This window comes from Arthrobacter sp. JUb119 (assembly GCF_024807995.1).
Lineage (GTDB): Bacteria > Actinomycetota > Actinomycetes > Actinomycetales > Micrococcaceae > Glutamicibacter.
This window is the reverse complement of sequence record NZ_JANUFE010000001.1, coordinates 1,078,227-1,093,515: the sequence shown is the minus strand read 5'-3', so window position 1 is coordinate 1,093,515 and position 15,289 is coordinate 1,078,227. Positions and strand designations below refer to the sequence as shown.

Below are 15,289 nucleotides of genomic sequence, written 5' to 3'. Positions count from 1 at the left end.
CTACATCAGGCTGAAGAGCGAAAGCCAGAAGAACAGCTCTCCATCTACTAGACTTTGTACATCTATGCTTAGCCGATAATGCATCAAGTAGCATTCGAACAAGAGGACATAATTCGCATGACAGTTGCAGATGAGGCCGAAAAATACGGCTTGCACCGTGTTGGTGCAAGGCCGACATTGGCCAACTATCTGAAGCAGACATGGCAACGCCGCGAGTTCATTTATGAGCTGGCTAAAGCACGCGTCCAATCCCAGAACCAGAAAAATCGTTTGGGCATGATCTGGATTGTCTTGAAGCCGACTTTCAACGCACTTATGTATGGCTTCATTTTTGGCGTGTTGCAGGGGCCAAATAAGGCACCGGATTTCCCAGTTTTCGTCATCATTGGTGTCTTCTTGTTTGAATTCTTCACTACATCCATGAATGGTGGCGCGAAATCGATTACGGGGAACAAGTCCCTGGTGCAGTCACTTGCCTTCCCACGGTTATCCCTCCCGGTAGCGCAAGTAACTCAGAATTTCCTAACGCTGATGCCCATGCTGGCCGTAATGTTCATTTACGCGATGATCCTGGGAACGACACCAAAATGGACATGGCTTGGCATCATACCGCTGCTAGCTTTGTTCACAGTATTCAACATGGGCATTGCACTAATCTGTGCTCGCGTCACTGTGCACGTTCGAGACTTCACGCAGATTTTGCCTCTTGTAGGTCGTGTTCTGTTCTATACGTCAGGCGTCCTATTTAGTGCCGATCGTTTGCTGAGCCATTGGCCTTGGATGATAGCAATTTTCGACATTCACCCCCTCTATCAAACTCTTCAAATTGCTCGTGGACTGGTGATGAACCAGGCCGAATATGATTCTTGGGCATGGTGGGTGGTCGGCGGTTGGTCACTCGCTACACTTGCATTTGGCTTACTTTACTTCTGGAAGGCTGAGGAGCGTTACGGTCGTGCGAATTAGTTTTGACGATCTGATTAATCCAGATCTCCACCCTGAATATGAACCCGCACCTATTTTCTCTGATGACACGTCATTTATTGATGTGGTTCAACCTGAGGATATTGAGAATTCAAGGCTCAATATCAATGAGTCACGGAAACCAGTAGTGATCGTAGACAACCTTCATGTTAAATATGAAGTGTTTTCGAGTGGTAAGGCAGTTGGCAACGCAGGCGCAAGAAGACTTCTGCAGCCACAGTTGAAAGGTGTACGAACCGTACATGCGCTAAAAGGTATTACTTTTGTTGCGTATGAGAACGAATCCATAGGTGTAATCGGTTCGAACGGCTCCGGCAAATCGACTTTGCTAAAAGCAATTACTGGTCTAACCCCACCTTCCAGCGGCGCGGTCTATGCACGGTCGCGCCCGAGTCTGCTTGGAGTGGGGGCAGCCCTGATCCCGGATCTATCCGGCGATAAGAATATCACCCTGGGCGGGCTTGCCCTGGGCTATAGCCGTGAGCAAGTAGAAGAAATGCGAGACGAAATAACTCGTTTCGCAGAGCTGCAGGAATTTATTGATCTCCCGATGAATACTTATTCATCGGGTATGAGCGCAAGATTAAAATTTGCTATCGCTGCGTCCAAAAAGCACGATATTTTGATTGTCGACGAGGCATTGGCGGTCGGAGATGCAAAGTTCCGCAAACGAAGCGAAGCGAAGATTCGCGAAATTCGAGACAGTGCAGGCACTATTTTCAACGTTTCGCACTCTATGAGTTCGATCAAGGAAACTTGCGATCGTGTTATTTGGATCGAAAAGGGTGTTCAAATGATGGATGGTGATCCGGATATCGTGATCAAGGAATATCAAAAGCATCTGAAAGCGAAGAAGTAGGGCCCGACACGAATGACTGAATTTCCTGGCGTCTCTTATATTATGCCTGTGCTCAACGAAGCAAGCTATTTGGAAGAGGCAGTGTCCTCGATCCTCGCGCAAGAGTATGCCGGAGAGAAAGAACTGGTTCTGGCACTTGGTCCTAGCGCGGATTCTACCAATGACGTTGCCAAACAATTGTCTGTGGGGGACCCACGAATTATTCTTGTCGATAATCCATTGGGCAGGACCCCGATCGGATTGAATCTGGCGATACGTGCATCAAGGTTGCCGATCGTAATCCGCGTTGATGCGCATAGTGAAATTCCTAAGAATTACACGCGGCGTGGTGTTGAGACTCTTTACCGTGCCGACGCCCATGACGTGGGTGGGCTGATGGACGCCAAGGGGCGTACACCCGTCCAGCGCGGAATCGCGGCAGCTTATCATTCGAAGTTCGGTTTTGGCGGCCCGGCGTATCATTCGGGTGCCCCGGAAGGCCCTGCTGAATCTGCGTACCTCGGTATCTTCCGTCGCGAGGTATTTGAAGAAGTCGGTTACTACAACGAAGAACTATGGCGAGCCCAGGATTGGGAACTCTGCTTGCGTATTCGCCAAGCTGGCCATACCGTTTGGTTCGATCCAGAACTAAAGGTCGGCTACTATCCGCGTGATAGCTTCAAATCCCTGATTAACCAGTCCATGGCTTCGGGCACTTGGCGTGCAGAAATTGCCCGGCGCTTCCCCGAAGGTAAGTCGTTACGCCATGACGTTCCACCAATATTGCTTTTGGGGGTCGCGACAGGACTGGCGGCAATTGTAGTTGAGCCACTAGTCCGCGAAGCAGCCCCAACTCGTGTGAGCGTAGTTTTGAACTTGGCCAAGGCCGTCCCTGCGGTCTATGCAGTGATCGCGTTGGCTGCGGGGCTGACTAGCAACGCGAAAGGATTGAAAGACAAGTTGCTGGCAGCATGTGCTTTCCCCGCAATCCATTTGCCTTGGGCTGTTGGATACATCAAGGGTCGTTTTTACGGGGCAGCCGGCACTGTCGACAAAGGGCGCGTTAGGTAATCATGGTTGAACGTCCAAAGAATCCAACGCTCGAACAGCTGCGTGCGGTCTGCCAACCTCCGGAAGTCCGTGCGCGTAAGAATGCCGAGCACTGGACAGCTGAGCTGTACCTGCGCCATATCTCCATTTACCTCACCGCAATACTGGTGCGCACGCGTATCAGTGCCAATGGCGTTACCGGCTTGATGATTCTTGCGGGTTGGTGCATGTCCCTAGCGCTGTTGATCCCTGGCATCTGGGGACCGTTGCTGGCAGTAATCTTGTCGCAGCTCCAGCTGTATTTTGACTGTTCTGACGGAGAAGTCGCACGTTGGAGGGGAACTCAATCTCCCCGCGGTATTTTCATTGACATGGTTGGGCACCACACAACAGAGGCGCTGATCCCAATTGCTTTGGGCTACCGGGTCTTCATAGAACTGTCTGCGGATGATTCCTCAGTTGAGCAGGCCTGGACTACACTGTTCATGGCCGCTTGCCTGTCGGTTCTTCTGGTCCTGAACCGTTCGCAGTCACTCATGGTTCATGCGGCCAGAGGCATGGCGGGTCTCGGGAAATTGCCGGATACTGCCGCCGCCAGATCTGTTCCAACAACTTCACTCGTTGGAAAGCTGCGTTCCTTGGCTCGCTTCTTGCCATTCCATAAGCTACTGCACGCAGTGGAACTATCGCTGATCATTCTTGGATGCTCAATTATCTCCGTAACCGTTGGTATTCCAGGAGTCGCTGAAAAGTGGATGATCTGGATCCTGTTGCCTGCATGCGTCTTGGTGAACTTTGGGCATTTCCTTTCCAATATGGCCTCGTCCCGACTCAAAGCATAGTTTGACCTAATTCCGTATATCCCACCGTCTTAGAGGACAAATGCCTGCAGAGATCAAGCCGACCATCGGCGTAGTTGTGTTGACCATGGGTAACCGCCCGGTTGAGCTCCGACGCGCCCTGGAATCTTTGCTGGCCCAACGTTCAGTGCAGATTGACGCTGTAGTCGTAGGCAACGGATGGGATCCAACGGATATCCCTGAAGGGATCAAGACTCATTTTCTTCCAGAGAACTTAGGCATTCCAGCCGGCCGCAATGCTGGAGTGAACCAGATAAATGGCGAATACTTGTGCTTCCTCGATGACGATTCATGGTTCATCGATGAAGACTTCTTGATTACGGCTGTCGAACGGTTCAAGCATTACCCTCGCATGGGGCTATTGCAGCCGCGCATCACTGATCCGGAAAATGAAGACCAGAATCCACGACGTTGGATCCCGCGCTTGAAAAAACGAACGGCAGCTGAACCAAGCAAAGTTTTCCACGTGGGGGAAACTTGCCTAGTTACTACCCGTAGAATTTTTGATTCCACGGGTGGCTGGGCAGGGGGATTCTGGTACGCGCATGAAGGCATCGAACTTGCCTGGCGTGTATGGGACACCGGCACTTACGTCTGGTATGCCGGCGACATGCAGATTGGCCATCCGATCGTGGACCCACGACGCCACGACGAGTTTTATCGTTTGAACGCCCGTAACCGCGTATGGCTGGCTCGCCGTAACTTGCCCGTGCCGCTGCGTTGGATCTATCCAACAACCTGGATGCTCATTGAGTGCTTGCGGCTGCGACACAACAAAAGCGCTGTGTCCCAGTACATAGCCGGATGGCGGGCAGGTTGGGCCGGCAGCCCCTGGTACCGTGAACCACGGCCTAAACTTAGATGGAAAACAATAGTTCGCATGACCCTCGCGGGTCGTCTGCCTATTATCTAACGACGAACACAAGTGAGCGCCACTAGCTAAGCAAGCGAAGCTATTACCTTACTTCGAAAGGGACCCATGACTAAAACTGTTTTGACGTACGGAACTTTTGACCTGTTCCATATCGGCCACCTGAATATCCTGAAGCGTCTCAAGGAGAAGGGCGACCGCCTGGTTGTTGGCGTATCCACTGATGAGTTCAACGCCATCAAGGGCAAGAAGCCTGTAGTTCCTTTCGAGCAGCGTCTTGAGATCGTCCAGGCCATCAAATACGTAGACCTCGCCATTCCCGAAGAAAACTGGGAACAGAAACGTACTGACATCAAGAAGTACGATGCAAAGGTCTTCGGCATCGGCGAAGACTGGAAGGGCAAGTTTGACGACCTCGGTGATGAAGTCGAAGTTGTCTACCTTCCACGTACCTCAGGTATCTCGACAACCGAAATGAAACGTGTCTTGAGCGAGTTCGATGAGCGACATGTCACGTCGTTAAAGAACACATTGGACACTTTGAGCCAGATCGTGAAGGAACTGAGCTAGTAAACTCGTTTAGTTGTAAGTTGTTGTTTTCGAGATTTGAAAGTACTCATGGCTAGCGAGCACATCACAGACTCCATCAAGTCCAGCGTAAAGGGCGCCCTGCAAAAAGTGGGGCGACGTCCGGAAGCAAAACGGATATCCCGTCTGATGGGGCTAACCGGTCGTCCGTCGGCCAATGTGAATGTTGGTGTATCCAACATTCCGGTACCAGGATCTGTAGCGGTTTACTTCGGCGATGGCGCTGACAAGATCTATCAGGTGACTCAGTGGCTTCCGGTGCTTGAAGAACTGCATGAGAAAGAAGAAGTACTGCTGGTCTTCCGTACTTTGAGTGCTTTCAAAGCGGCGGAGAAATTTACCGACCTGCCAAGGATCTATGTACGCCGATTGACCGATCTCATGGATCTGTATGATGACAATGACCTGAAGCTGGTCATATACACCAACAATTCGCGCACGAATTTCCAGTCCCTGGATCACCCAAGGCTTGTTCACGTGCATGTAAACCATGGTGAGAGCGACAAACTCTCGATGGTTTCGAATAAGGCCAAGGCCTACGACAAGGTTTTTGTCGCAGGCCCTGCAGCCATCAAGCGCCACGAGGCAATGTTGATTGACTTCGAGTTCAACAAATTGGAAGTCACCGGTCGTCCACAGCTGGATATCAACTTCGAACTCGAATTGGAACCAAGCGAGAAGTTCGATGTCATGTATGCGCCGACGTGGGAAGGGGAAAACGAAGACAACAACTACACCTCGTTGGACAAATACGGTGTTGCCATTGTCGAGTCATTATTGGAGAACCCTTCTTGGCGCGTCGTCTATAAGCCGCACCCACGAATTCAGGAAAGCAATACTCCTGGCGTTGCTCAGGCACACGCACGCATTCTGGAAATGATCGAAGCTGCCAATGAAGCCGGCGCAGAGCACGTGATATCCGAACAGGGCAATATCTTGGCCATGTTCGAGTCGACCGATGCGCTGATTACCGATGTTTCCAGCGTAGGCCTGGACTACCTGTACCTCCACCCGGGCAATCCGTTAGTCATTTCCGACCGACGTAGTAACCGCGAGATTCTTCACCGCGATGCACCAGTTGCGCAGGCCTGCCACGTGGTAGACCAAGATAGCGTGAAGAACGTTGGAGACCTGCTCGCCGATGCACTGACTCGTGACGGACACAAGGATCAGCGCATTGAAATGCGCCAGTTCTACTTTGGCGACCTGAACCGAGGGGATTCAACTAAGCGATTCCAGGACGTCATTCAGAAGCTGATTGTTGAACGTCAAGGAAAGCTGGAGAACTTCCGGGGTTGGCACAGCTAGAGGTCCGCTGACTCCTTGGTCCCAATTCTTACCATACGAATTGGGACCAATTGCTTTAAGCGCCAGATAATGACAACGCTCCAGTCGAAGCAGACTCTATGGCCATTTGCAGGTGTCCGTGGCGGTTTCAAACTGATTTGAGCGCCCATGGGCGGTAATCTTAGACTGTGGATCACATGAAATGACGGCCACTGCCGTGTGGTGCTAGTGGCCTATTCATGTTGTACACGCGCGATTTCCAGGCTGTTCCGCTGAACGACTTAAGCGGGGGATAGCAGCTAAAACATTGAAGGACACTATTCGTGGCAGTTGAAATTCGAGCTATGCAAGACTTGGCGCAGTCAGCGATGCAGACTTTGCGTACCCAGCGGTTGAAGCGCAAAAAGTATCGCTACTACAGCGGCTACCAAGAGCTGAACCTTGCAATTCGTGATGAAGTTCTGCATCTGGACGCTACCGTTGCCCATCCCGTGCAATCCGTTTCGGTATTACACGGTAGCCATATCGTTCTTTCTGTTGCGCCACTTACGTCTGATCTAGTCAAAAACGGTCACGATGAATCCCATCGAATCCACGCTGAGATCTCTCTGGATCCCCTTCTTGATCGGTGGCATGACTATCGCGAACTTGCTTCCAGTGACGAAGAGCCGGAATCCAGCGTTCCTGATTCGGATGACGCAGATGACAACCAAGTGACTCTAGAAAATGACCTGTACGCCGGTACGGTTCGTCTTGCACTGACCTTCAGCTCCGAATTCGATCAATTGCCTCCGGGTATCGCATGGTTGCAGCTAACTGAAGACGGTGAACTGCTCAGGCGCAAAGAGGTCCGGGAACGGATCGACGCCGGGGAACTAATCCTCAACGGCCCTGTTATCGCCCACCGTATTCTGGGGCGGTTCTCGTCGACTACTTTTAGCCATGACACGGTCTATAATTCAGGCGAACGCAGCGTAGGACTTTATATCAATAAGAAGGCCGAAGTGGCTTTGGCCCTGAACCGTCCTCTACGCTTCAAATATCGAATTCGTACTGACATCACCCGGATCCACGACGGCATGCTGTCGTTGGGCGGAGTTCTGGAAACGCAGAGCGACCGGTTGTCCTCAGTTACTTTGCAACTGGTTGGACGTAAATCGGAATTTGCAGTGGAAGTTCCAGCAGAGCTGGTTCTCGACGAAAAGCATGCAGCAAAGCGCTTTGGACGTGCTATCTACAGCTGGTCAGCAACCCTGGATTTCAAATCTGCTGACTGGGAGGCGATCGATCGTGGAGATAACTACGATCTCTATTTGCTGGCGACTTCGAATTCCAGCGGTGAGCTTGCACGCATCCGGGTGACTCGTACCCCGTTTGCCGTGCGCAGCACGACGCGGGCGGATGCGGTGACAATCGGTGAACAGACTCTAGCGATTTCTCCGTATTTCACCTTCAAAGCAAAATCAACATCGGTGATTCTGGAAGTGTTCGACAAAGAAGCCTTTGCCGTACTTGCTAACGCTAAACAGCGTAGTTTCCCAATCAGCCAGCCATCGGATTCGAAGCCGATTTGGATCGTCGGCGAACTGTCCTACAAGGCTCAGGACAACGGACTGCATCTGTTCAAATACCTGCGCAAAGAACGCCCAGATATTGATGCATACTATGTCATCGATGAGAAAGCTCCCGATTTGCGGAATTTCGATTCCATGGATCACGTCGTTTTCCATGGCAGCAAAGAACATTTTGAATTGGCTATTCGTGCACAACGAGTCATCGGCACGCACCATGCCGATTACTTGTACCCAACAAGGCACCATAGCTTCTCGTCGCGTTGCCGCGCTACTCGGGTGTTCTTGCAGCATGGCGTCATGGGAACCAAATGGATGGTTCCCAACTACGGCAAGAATTCACCTGGCTTTGCGACGGACCTGTTCATGGTTTCCTCTGAGCGCGAGACGCAGTACATCGTTAAGGACTTCCTTTATTCGCCTGACGAAGTCAAGGTCACCGGGCTATCCCGGTTCGATTCCTTGCTAGCGACGGATTTGAGTGTTAAAGAGAACATGCTCCTGATCATCCCAACGTGGCGTGATTGGTTGCAGAATGAGGAAGTTTTCCTTGAATCGGACTACCTCGAGCAATGGAAAAACCTGCTTAATTCGGCGGAACTTGCAGAATTAGTCCAGAGGCATGGCCTGGAAGTTGTTTTCTGCCTCCATCCCAACATGATGCAATTCAGGGATCATTTCGCTGGCGCGCCCGCTCGACTAATTGTCCAAGGTGAAATTGACGTCCAGGAACTAATCAAGACCGCGGCAATCATGGTCACGGATTACTCTTCAGTGAACTTTGACTTCAGCTTCCTGCACAAGCCTGTTCACTACTACCAGTTCGATCGCTCTCGCTTCTTGGGACCGAGCGGTTCGCATTTGAACTTGGACGACGAATTGCCAGGCCGCATTGCCTTTGACGCAGAAACATTGCTGGATGATCTTTCGCGTACCCTGCAACGAGGGAAAGCCATGGAAGACAAGTACCGTCAACGTGCTGACGTGTTCATGACCCACCGGGACCAAAACAATTCGCAACGCATAACGGAAGAAATCGAGCGAGCCGAGTTGCGTGGCAAACCCAACGTTGGCTGGCGTGCCGAATTGCCGGTTAAGTTGAAGAACAAGTTCCGTAGGAACAAGCGGTACTTTGACGTCATGCGCAAGCTATACAAGTTGTACAAGCTTGCTCCCATGGAAGAAGACCTCATCGTCTTCGAATCGGGTCTCGGGAATCAGTACGGCGACTCTCCTCGGTATATTTACGAGGAATTGCTGCGACAAGGTGACACACGTCGCAAGGTATGGGTTTACTCGGGAAAGCACCGCTTCTCCGATCCTTTGACGACTACCGTTAAGCGATTGTCCCCAGAATATTTCTGGCATCTCGCACGGGCAAAATACTGGGTGAATAACCAGAGCTTCCCGCACTATGTGAAGCGTCGCGCGAAGGGAGTGTTCCTGCAGACCTGGCACGGAACACCACTCAAGCAGATGGCACTCGATGTTCGCGAAGTTCAAGGCCGCGATGAGGGGTATCTTGAGCGTGTTACACGAGCAACGCGCCAATGGACGCACCTCATTTCGCCTTCTCGCTACACGAGCGAGATCATGCGATCCGCCTATGCATTCTCAGGCGAAGCCGTGGAGCTTGGCTATCCCCGAAACGACATCTTGACCGGTACCGACGTTGCTGAGCAAGAAAAGCGTGTTCGTGATGAGCTTGCGATACCCCCAGGAATCAAGACCGTACTTTACGCGCCGACATTCCGTGACGATGCGGCTTCAAGCCGCGGTAAATTCAGATTCGACCTGCCAATGGATCTGGAGGAGTTCGACCGTCGTTTTGGCGAAGACACCATCTTGATGTTGCGCATGCATGTGCTGGTATCAAATGCCGTGTCGATTCCGGAGAGCCTGCGGCACCGCATTATCGATGTCTCGAGTCATCCAGATATTCAGGAACTGTACCTTGCTTCTGATGTATTGATTACTGATTATTCGTCGGTATTCTTCGACTACTCGCTGTTGCGACGACCAATTATCTTCTATGCATATGATCTGGAGAACTACCGGGATAATCTGCGTGGTTTCTATTTGGACTACGAGAGTGCGTTGCCTGGCCCAATTGTTGAAGAAGAGAACGACCTTTGGGATGCACTTTCGTCAGCTTTGGCGGGGGCTGATCTGCCAGGGGTGAATCGAGACGAATTCATTGAAAAGTTTGCCCCAAATGATGACGGGCATGCCGCGCGGCGCGTTGTTGAGCGCTTCTTCAAATAAGGAAGACACTGCAGCTTATTGAAATTGTGGTGCCGGGCCTCTTGCAGGCCCGGCACCACTATGCTGCTGAAGCTGGCTAGTGATCAGTGACGCTGTCTTCTTGCACTAGCGCCAGCGTTTCTGCAATGAAACGTTGCATGCTGGCACCGGGGGAAACGTCGCCAAAGTAGTAATTGACCAGTCCTCGTAGCTGCGGGTTGTTGCCGGCCAAGGCTTCTCGCGCCAGCCGGCTGATTTCCGTTGCCGCCGCAGCTGTAAGGGCAGGCACCTGTTGCAGCGCTGGAGATTCATCAACGGTAGCCTCGGTGGACACCGGTTGCGTCACGAACATTGGTTTCCCTGTAGCCAAAAAGTCATAAGCAACTGCGGAAATGTCGGTCACGCAAAGGTCGGCAGCTGACCACTGCCAGCCCCAGTGGGCCGAGTCATCGAAAATGAATTGGGCTTTCGAAGTTTCGCTGTGCGCCCTCAGCTGTTTTCGGATTCTTTCTACGCCTTGCCCATAGGGTTTCGCACCCAGTCCAGAACGTGGATGGGGGCGAAAAATAACGTTGAATCCGCCGTCCTTGACCAGGGCGTCAATTAATTGTTCACCGTGGGATAGTACGGAGCCATAATTCATGGAAGGCCGGTCGCCTTCCCAGGTTGGGGCATAGAGAAGCGTTGGTAGTTCCTTATTCAGGTCCACCGGCGACGCATAATCCACATCTATTTGCGGACGCCCAATTAACCGGCATCGCAACGAAGCGTCGAAATTGCGCAAGTGATTTACCAGGCGATCTCTAGCTGCTTCACCGGCTGAAAACACATAATCGTAGGCCTTGAGCTGGTTGGACCACATGTAGGCTTTTTCGCTTTCGCCATGGCAGATGAAGACATGATTAGGCGCATTGAACCGCATGATTTGAAAGTTCCGGATATTTTGATTCACGTAGAACACCACACGTAGATCCTGGGATTGCATGAATCGCTCAACATCTTCCACGGCGGGGGCGAAGTGAATCGGTAGCGGGCATTCCTTGCGCAGTGACAGCGCAGTATCAGGACTTCGCACGATGATTACCACCGGCACGAACTCTGCCAAGGCTAAAAGCGGTTCGTACCATTGCCTGATCTGGTAGGCGTTGGCCATCTCATCGGGAAAGTGCAGCGCTACCTTGTACCGGTCGGCTCCCACGGGCAGGTGGCGTAGTTCTGTGGCGTGGTTCTGAATGAACTTCAGGTGCCGCCGTGTCTCAAAGCGCGCTTGCACTTTCTTGACGACGCTATTGACGGTTCGTAACACTTTCACGGAGAATCCCTCACCACTTAATTCGAAGCATGACCAAGCATAATTCGCTGGGCAAGCTTTCTTCGGGACGTTTGCTATAAGCCGTTTTGCGTCGCGCTCGCCCCTGGCGTTATTCCGATTCTTCTTCGAAGTCCGCGGCGCGGATTGCAAGGACGGGAATGTTGGATTAGCAACGCGTGCAAGTAGGGATTGGCAGGTCGTCTACGATATGCTGTGGTGAGTGCAACACCGGCATCGAGCTCTGAAAACTGGTTTCAGTTTGGGAACTTGGCCTACGGCAAGCTAAGATGAAATGTCGGACTATGTTTCTATAGGAGTCATCATTAGCGAAAAGCGTTCTGATCGATCGTCACACGGCGAACTCGATCGCAACTCGCCTCTGGTTTTTTCAACCAGGGAGCTCGGCCGTTCGCCTGGCTCAATGAAAACTCTCAATGAGCAGGTTTCGGCACCCGCAGATGTGGGAAATGCACTCATCGGTATTCGTGGAGGATCTGAGCTTGACTTAGATCTTCGCTTTGAAGCCGTGCATGAAGGAATTCTGGTATCGGGTACCGCTACAGCGCAAATCGCTGGGGAATGTGGACGATGCTTGGAGCCCATCGAGTACGACTTCGAGGCTGATATTCAAGAGCTCTTCTATTATGAAGAGAGCGAAGAATTCGAAGACGATGATGATGTGGATCAGTATTGGGTGGTCGGTGACTTGATTGACATCGATCCGGTAGTACGGAGCGCAGTGGTTACCGCCCTGCCGTTCCAGCCGGTTTGCCGGGAAGATTGCTTGGGGCTCTGCAGTGAATGCGGAATCAGCCTCAACGATGACCCTCAGCATGATCATGAGATCCTGGATCCACGTTGGGCAGCGCTAGCGCAGCTGTCCGACATTGTCGCAGAGGATGCGACAAATGATAAAACGTCAGACAAGAGAGAAGAGAAGTAGTCGTGGCTGTTCCAAAGCGGAAGATGTCCCGTGCGAATACTCGTGCCCGCCGTTCTCAGTGGAAGGCTACCGCACCGAACCTGGTGAAGACCGTTGAAAACGGTCGCGTAACCTACAGCCTGCCTCACCAGGCTAAGGTTGTCACCGACTCGGCTGGTACCGAATTGTTCCTTGAGTACAAGGGTCGCAAGGTCGCAGACGTCTAAGACATGTCTTCAAAAGAAGAACTTATGAAGCGTCTCGGAATCAATATTGATTCCGAGACGTTTCGTCTTGCATTTACCCACCGTTCATATTCCTATGAGAACGGTGGCATTCCAACGAATGAACGCCTTGAATTCCTAGGCGATTCAATTCTTGGCTTCTGCGTTGCAGAATACCTATACGCAACTTTCCCGAATCTGCCAGAAGGCGATCTCGCGAAGCGGCGAGCGGCTATCGTCAGTACCCGCGCCTTGGCGATCATTGCCCGTGATCTGGAAGTGGGGGAGCACCTGCTCCTAGGACGTGGGGAAGCCCAGTCCAACGGAGCCAATAAATCCTCCATTCTGGCAGACACCATGGAAGCAATTCTTGGGGCCACCTACTTGGTTCAAGGCATGGAAGCTGCGCGCTCGTTTGTGCTTCGCTTCGTCACTCCCCTGCTGGAAGATCATCGGCTCCTGGGCGCGACGACTGACTGGAAAACTGTAATCCAGGAAGAAGTAGCCTCCCAAAAGCTAGGCGAGATGCACTACCAGGTCACTGGTTCAGGTCCTGACCACGCACGCACCTACCTTGCCGAACTCCGCATCGGAAACGAGGGATACGGCCAGGGACATGGGCCATCCAAGAAGGAAGCTGAGCAGGAAGCGGCGCACAAGACTTGGCTGTTGCTGCATCCAGGTGAGCAGCTACCTAAGGGATAGCGTTTAGTTCATGCCAGAACTGCCAGAAGTTGAAGTAGTCCGCGAAGGGCTGGATAAGTGGGTTCGCACTCGAACGGTACTAACCGCTCAAGTGCTGGACCCGCGTTCCGTCCGCCGTCATGCCGACGGCGTTGAAGATTTTGAACAGACATTGAGCGGTTGCTCTATCGCTTCCGTGGTTCGCCGGGGCAAGTTCCTCTGGATGGACCTCGAAGGCCTTTCAACTCCAGCAGCATTGGTTGCCCACCTCGGCATGAGCGGCCAACTACTTGTCGAAGAACCTGATGCTCCCGATGAGAAACATCTAAAAGTCAGGCTCTCACTCAGCGAAAGATCCGATTTCCCCAGCGAACTGCGTTTCGTAGACCAGCGTATCTTTGGGGGAATGTTCCTCTCCCCACTGGTTGCAACAACCGATGGGTTGCCTGCCGGATCCGGGTCGCTAAAAGCATCGATCCCACAGGCGGCTGCTCACATTGCCAGAGACGTGATGGATCCTCACCGCAAGCCCGAAGACCTCTACGTCGCGCTTCGCAAAAAGACGACAGAACTCAAGAGAGCCATTCTGGACCAGGGGATCATTTCCGGAGTCGGCAACATCTATGCGGATGAAGCACTCTGGCAAGCAGGCCTTTCAGGTTTGCGCAATACTGGCACTATCAGGCGTCCAGAAGTGCAACGCCTCAACGATGCTTTGGTTGATGTGATGACACGCGCCCTCGCCGCTGGTGGTACGAGCTTCGATTCTCTATACGTGAATGTTAACGGCGCTAGCGGTTACTTCGCCAGGTCCTTGAACGCCTACGGACGCGAAGGCAAAGCCTGTTTGCGTTGCAGAGAAAACGGCCGTGAGTCTCTGATTCGTCGTGATCCCTTCATGGGCCGTTCTTCCTACAGCTGTCCTGTGTGCCAGCCGCGACCACGCCGAACAAGACGTTAGCTGGCACATCAGCAGCTTTCCTCAAGCTATGCAATCTGCGAATTGAGCACTTGTTCATTGAACGGCGCCCAAGCGTCTACTGCCCACTGGCCAAAGCCTTTATCGGTGAGCGTCACACAGGCCAGACGATGCTCCGGGTCCACCCAGAGGAATGTACCGGACTGGCCAAAGTGTCCATAGGTGGACGCGGGATGGTTTGCACCGGTCCAATGAGGACTCTTAGTCGATCGGATCTCAAACCCGAGTCCCCAGTCATTCGGGTTCTGCCGGCCATAGCCGGGCAGAATTCCAGCGAGGTTCTCGAAATGCACACGCGTTGCCTTGCTCAATGTTTCTTGCGCCACGATAGTTGGGTTCAAAAGTTCGGCAGCGAATTTTGCCAGGTCGGCAGCGGTGGATCGGCCATCCTTTGCGCAGCTGCCGGCAATTTCTGTATCAGCCATCCCCAGGGGAGCGAAGACCGCCTCCTGGGCATACTGGGCCATGCTGATTCCGGTCTGTTGTTCCAGATGCTCTGCGAGCTTTTCAAAGCCGTAGTTGGAGTATCCGCGTTTAGTCCCTACGGCAAAGCGGATGGTTTCGGAATCAAAGTCATACCCGGCTGTGTGCGCCAATAGGTGGTGCACCGTTGAACCCTCTGGCCCTGCAGGGTCTTCGAGGGTGATGGCTTCTTCTTCCAGAGCAACCAAGAACGTGTAGGCACTGAGCAACTTGGTCACCGAAGCCAAGGGGTAAACACGTGCAGTATCACCGTGCTGGTCAACGATTGCACCATTGCCGTTCACCACCACGGATACCGCGTTGTCACTTGGCCACTGGTCAATCTGCGTCAGAATGCTCATAGAATGATCTATCCCTCGATTTTCTTCCTCGGATTTTGCGAGCACAACCAG

The 15,289-nt window shown here is 52.4% G+C and carries 14 protein-coding genes; 12 read left to right on the top strand and 2 right to left on the bottom strand.

Annotation, left to right across the window (positions count from 1 at the left end; genetic code table 11):
- Positions 1 to 117: 117 nt before the first annotated feature.
- The 8 genes from M2368_RS05190 (at position 118) to M2368_RS05155 (ending at position 10,314) form a co-directional block, all read left to right on the top strand.
- On the top strand, positions 118 to 966 hold the full coding sequence (locus M2368_RS05190) for an ABC transporter permease (protein WP_105659227.1): 849 nt from the start codon (positions 118 to 120) through the stop codon (positions 964 to 966).
- Positions 956 to 1,843, top strand: a complete 888-nt coding sequence (locus M2368_RS05185) for an ABC transporter ATP-binding protein (protein ID WP_498724103.1) — start codon at positions 956 to 958, stop codon at positions 1,841 to 1,843. The genes M2368_RS05190 and M2368_RS05185 overlap by 11 nt, the downstream gene beginning before the upstream one ends.
- A 12-nt stretch (positions 1,844 to 1,855) precedes the next feature.
- A complete protein-coding gene (locus M2368_RS05180) occupies positions 1,856 to 2,893 on the top strand; it encodes a glycosyltransferase family 2 protein (protein WP_498724102.1) in 1,038 nt (345 codons plus the stop codon).
- A gap of 2 nt (positions 2,894 to 2,895) precedes the next feature.
- Positions 2,896 to 3,714 carry a CDP-alcohol phosphatidyltransferase family protein gene (locus M2368_RS05175; protein ID WP_498724101.1) on the top strand — a complete coding sequence of 273 codons (819 nt, stop codon included), beginning with the start codon at positions 2,896 to 2,898 and terminating at the stop codon, positions 3,712 to 3,714.
- A gap of 40 nt (positions 3,715 to 3,754) precedes the next feature.
- Positions 3,755 to 4,645, top strand: coding sequence for a glycosyltransferase family 2 protein (locus M2368_RS05170; RefSeq protein WP_498724100.1), 891 nt, complete (start codon positions 3,755 to 3,757; stop codon positions 4,643 to 4,645).
- 66 nt (positions 4,646 to 4,711) lie between these two features.
- Positions 4,712 to 5,173, top strand: a complete 462-nt coding sequence (locus M2368_RS05165) for an FAD synthase family protein (protein ID WP_105659212.1) — start codon at positions 4,712 to 4,714, stop codon at positions 5,171 to 5,173.
- 48 nt (positions 5,174 to 5,221) lie between these two features.
- Positions 5,222 to 6,499, top strand: coding sequence for a CDP-glycerol glycerophosphotransferase family protein (locus tag M2368_RS05160; protein WP_498724099.1), 1,278 nt, complete (start codon positions 5,222 to 5,224; stop codon positions 6,497 to 6,499).
- Positions 6,500 to 6,801: 302 nt separating this feature from the next.
- Complete coding sequence (locus M2368_RS05155; protein WP_498724098.1) at positions 6,802 to 10,314, top strand: CDP-glycerol glycerophosphotransferase family protein; 3,513 nt, start codon at positions 6,802 to 6,804, stop codon at positions 10,312 to 10,314.
- A 76-nt stretch (positions 10,315 to 10,390) separates the two neighbouring features.
- On the opposite strand, the gene M2368_RS05150 is transcribed toward M2368_RS05155, so the two are convergent.
- Positions 10,391 to 11,605, bottom strand: a complete 1,215-nt coding sequence (locus M2368_RS05150; RefSeq protein ID WP_498724097.1) for a CDP-glycerol glycerophosphotransferase family protein — start codon at positions 11,603 to 11,605, stop codon at positions 10,391 to 10,393.
- A 421-nt stretch (positions 11,606 to 12,026) separates the two neighbouring features.
- Here M2368_RS05150 and M2368_RS05145 point away from each other — a divergent pair, with 421 nt between their 5' ends.
- The 4 genes from M2368_RS05145 to mutM are packed head-to-tail and all read left to right on the top strand — an operon-like array spanning position 12,027 to position 14,396.
- A complete protein-coding gene (locus M2368_RS05145; RefSeq protein ID WP_181148963.1) occupies positions 12,027 to 12,548 on the top strand; it encodes a YceD family protein in 522 nt (173 codons plus the stop codon).
- 2 nt (positions 12,549 to 12,550) lie between these two features.
- Positions 12,551 to 12,754: a 50S ribosomal protein L32 gene (gene rpmF, locus M2368_RS05140; RefSeq protein ID WP_013348816.1), complete on the top strand. Its 204-nt coding sequence runs from the start codon at positions 12,551 to 12,553 to the stop codon at positions 12,752 to 12,754.
- Positions 12,755 to 12,778: 24 nt separating this feature from the next.
- Positions 12,779 to 13,456, top strand: a complete 678-nt coding sequence (rnc, locus tag M2368_RS05135) for a ribonuclease III (RefSeq protein WP_443449294.1) — start codon at positions 12,779 to 12,781, stop codon at positions 13,454 to 13,456.
- Positions 13,457 to 13,466: 10 nt separating this feature from the next.
- Entirely contained in the window at positions 13,467 to 14,396 is a 930-nt protein-coding gene (mutM, locus tag M2368_RS05130) for a bifunctional DNA-formamidopyrimidine glycosylase/DNA-(apurinic or apyrimidinic site) lyase (protein ID WP_498724096.1), read from the top strand.
- A 26-nt stretch (positions 14,397 to 14,422) separates the two neighbouring features.
- Here the strand turns inward: mutM and M2368_RS05125 are convergent, their stop codons facing one another.
- Complete coding sequence (locus M2368_RS05125) at positions 14,423 to 15,283, bottom strand: serine hydrolase domain-containing protein (protein WP_498724095.1); 861 nt, start codon at positions 15,281 to 15,283, stop codon at positions 14,423 to 14,425.
- Positions 15,284 to 15,289: the final 6 nt, after the last annotated feature.

Coding starts and splice junctions, on each gene's coding strand:
- M2368_RS05190 (WP_105659227.1), top strand. CDS start 118: ATGACAGTTGCAGATGAGGCCGAAAAATACGGCTTGCACCGTGTTGGT.
- M2368_RS05180 (WP_498724102.1), top strand. CDS start 1,856: ATGACTGAATTTCCTGGCGTCTCTTATATTATGCCTGTGCTCAACGAA.
- M2368_RS05175 (WP_498724101.1), top strand. CDS start 2,896: ATGGTTGAACGTCCAAAGAATCCAACGCTCGAACAGCTGCGTGCGGTC.
- M2368_RS05170 (WP_498724100.1), top strand. CDS start 3,755: ATGCCTGCAGAGATCAAGCCGACCATCGGCGTAGTTGTGTTGACCATG.
- M2368_RS05165 (WP_105659212.1), top strand. CDS start 4,712: ATGACTAAAACTGTTTTGACGTACGGAACTTTTGACCTGTTCCATATC.
- M2368_RS05160 (WP_498724099.1), top strand. CDS start 5,222: ATGGCTAGCGAGCACATCACAGACTCCATCAAGTCCAGCGTAAAGGGC.
- M2368_RS05145 (WP_181148963.1), top strand. CDS start 12,027: ATGAAAACTCTCAATGAGCAGGTTTCGGCACCCGCAGATGTGGGAAAT.
- rnc (WP_443449294.1), top strand. CDS start 12,779: ATGAAGCGTCTCGGAATCAATATTGATTCCGAGACGTTTCGTCTTGCA.
- mutM (WP_498724096.1), top strand. CDS start 13,467: ATGCCAGAACTGCCAGAAGTTGAAGTAGTCCGCGAAGGGCTGGATAAG.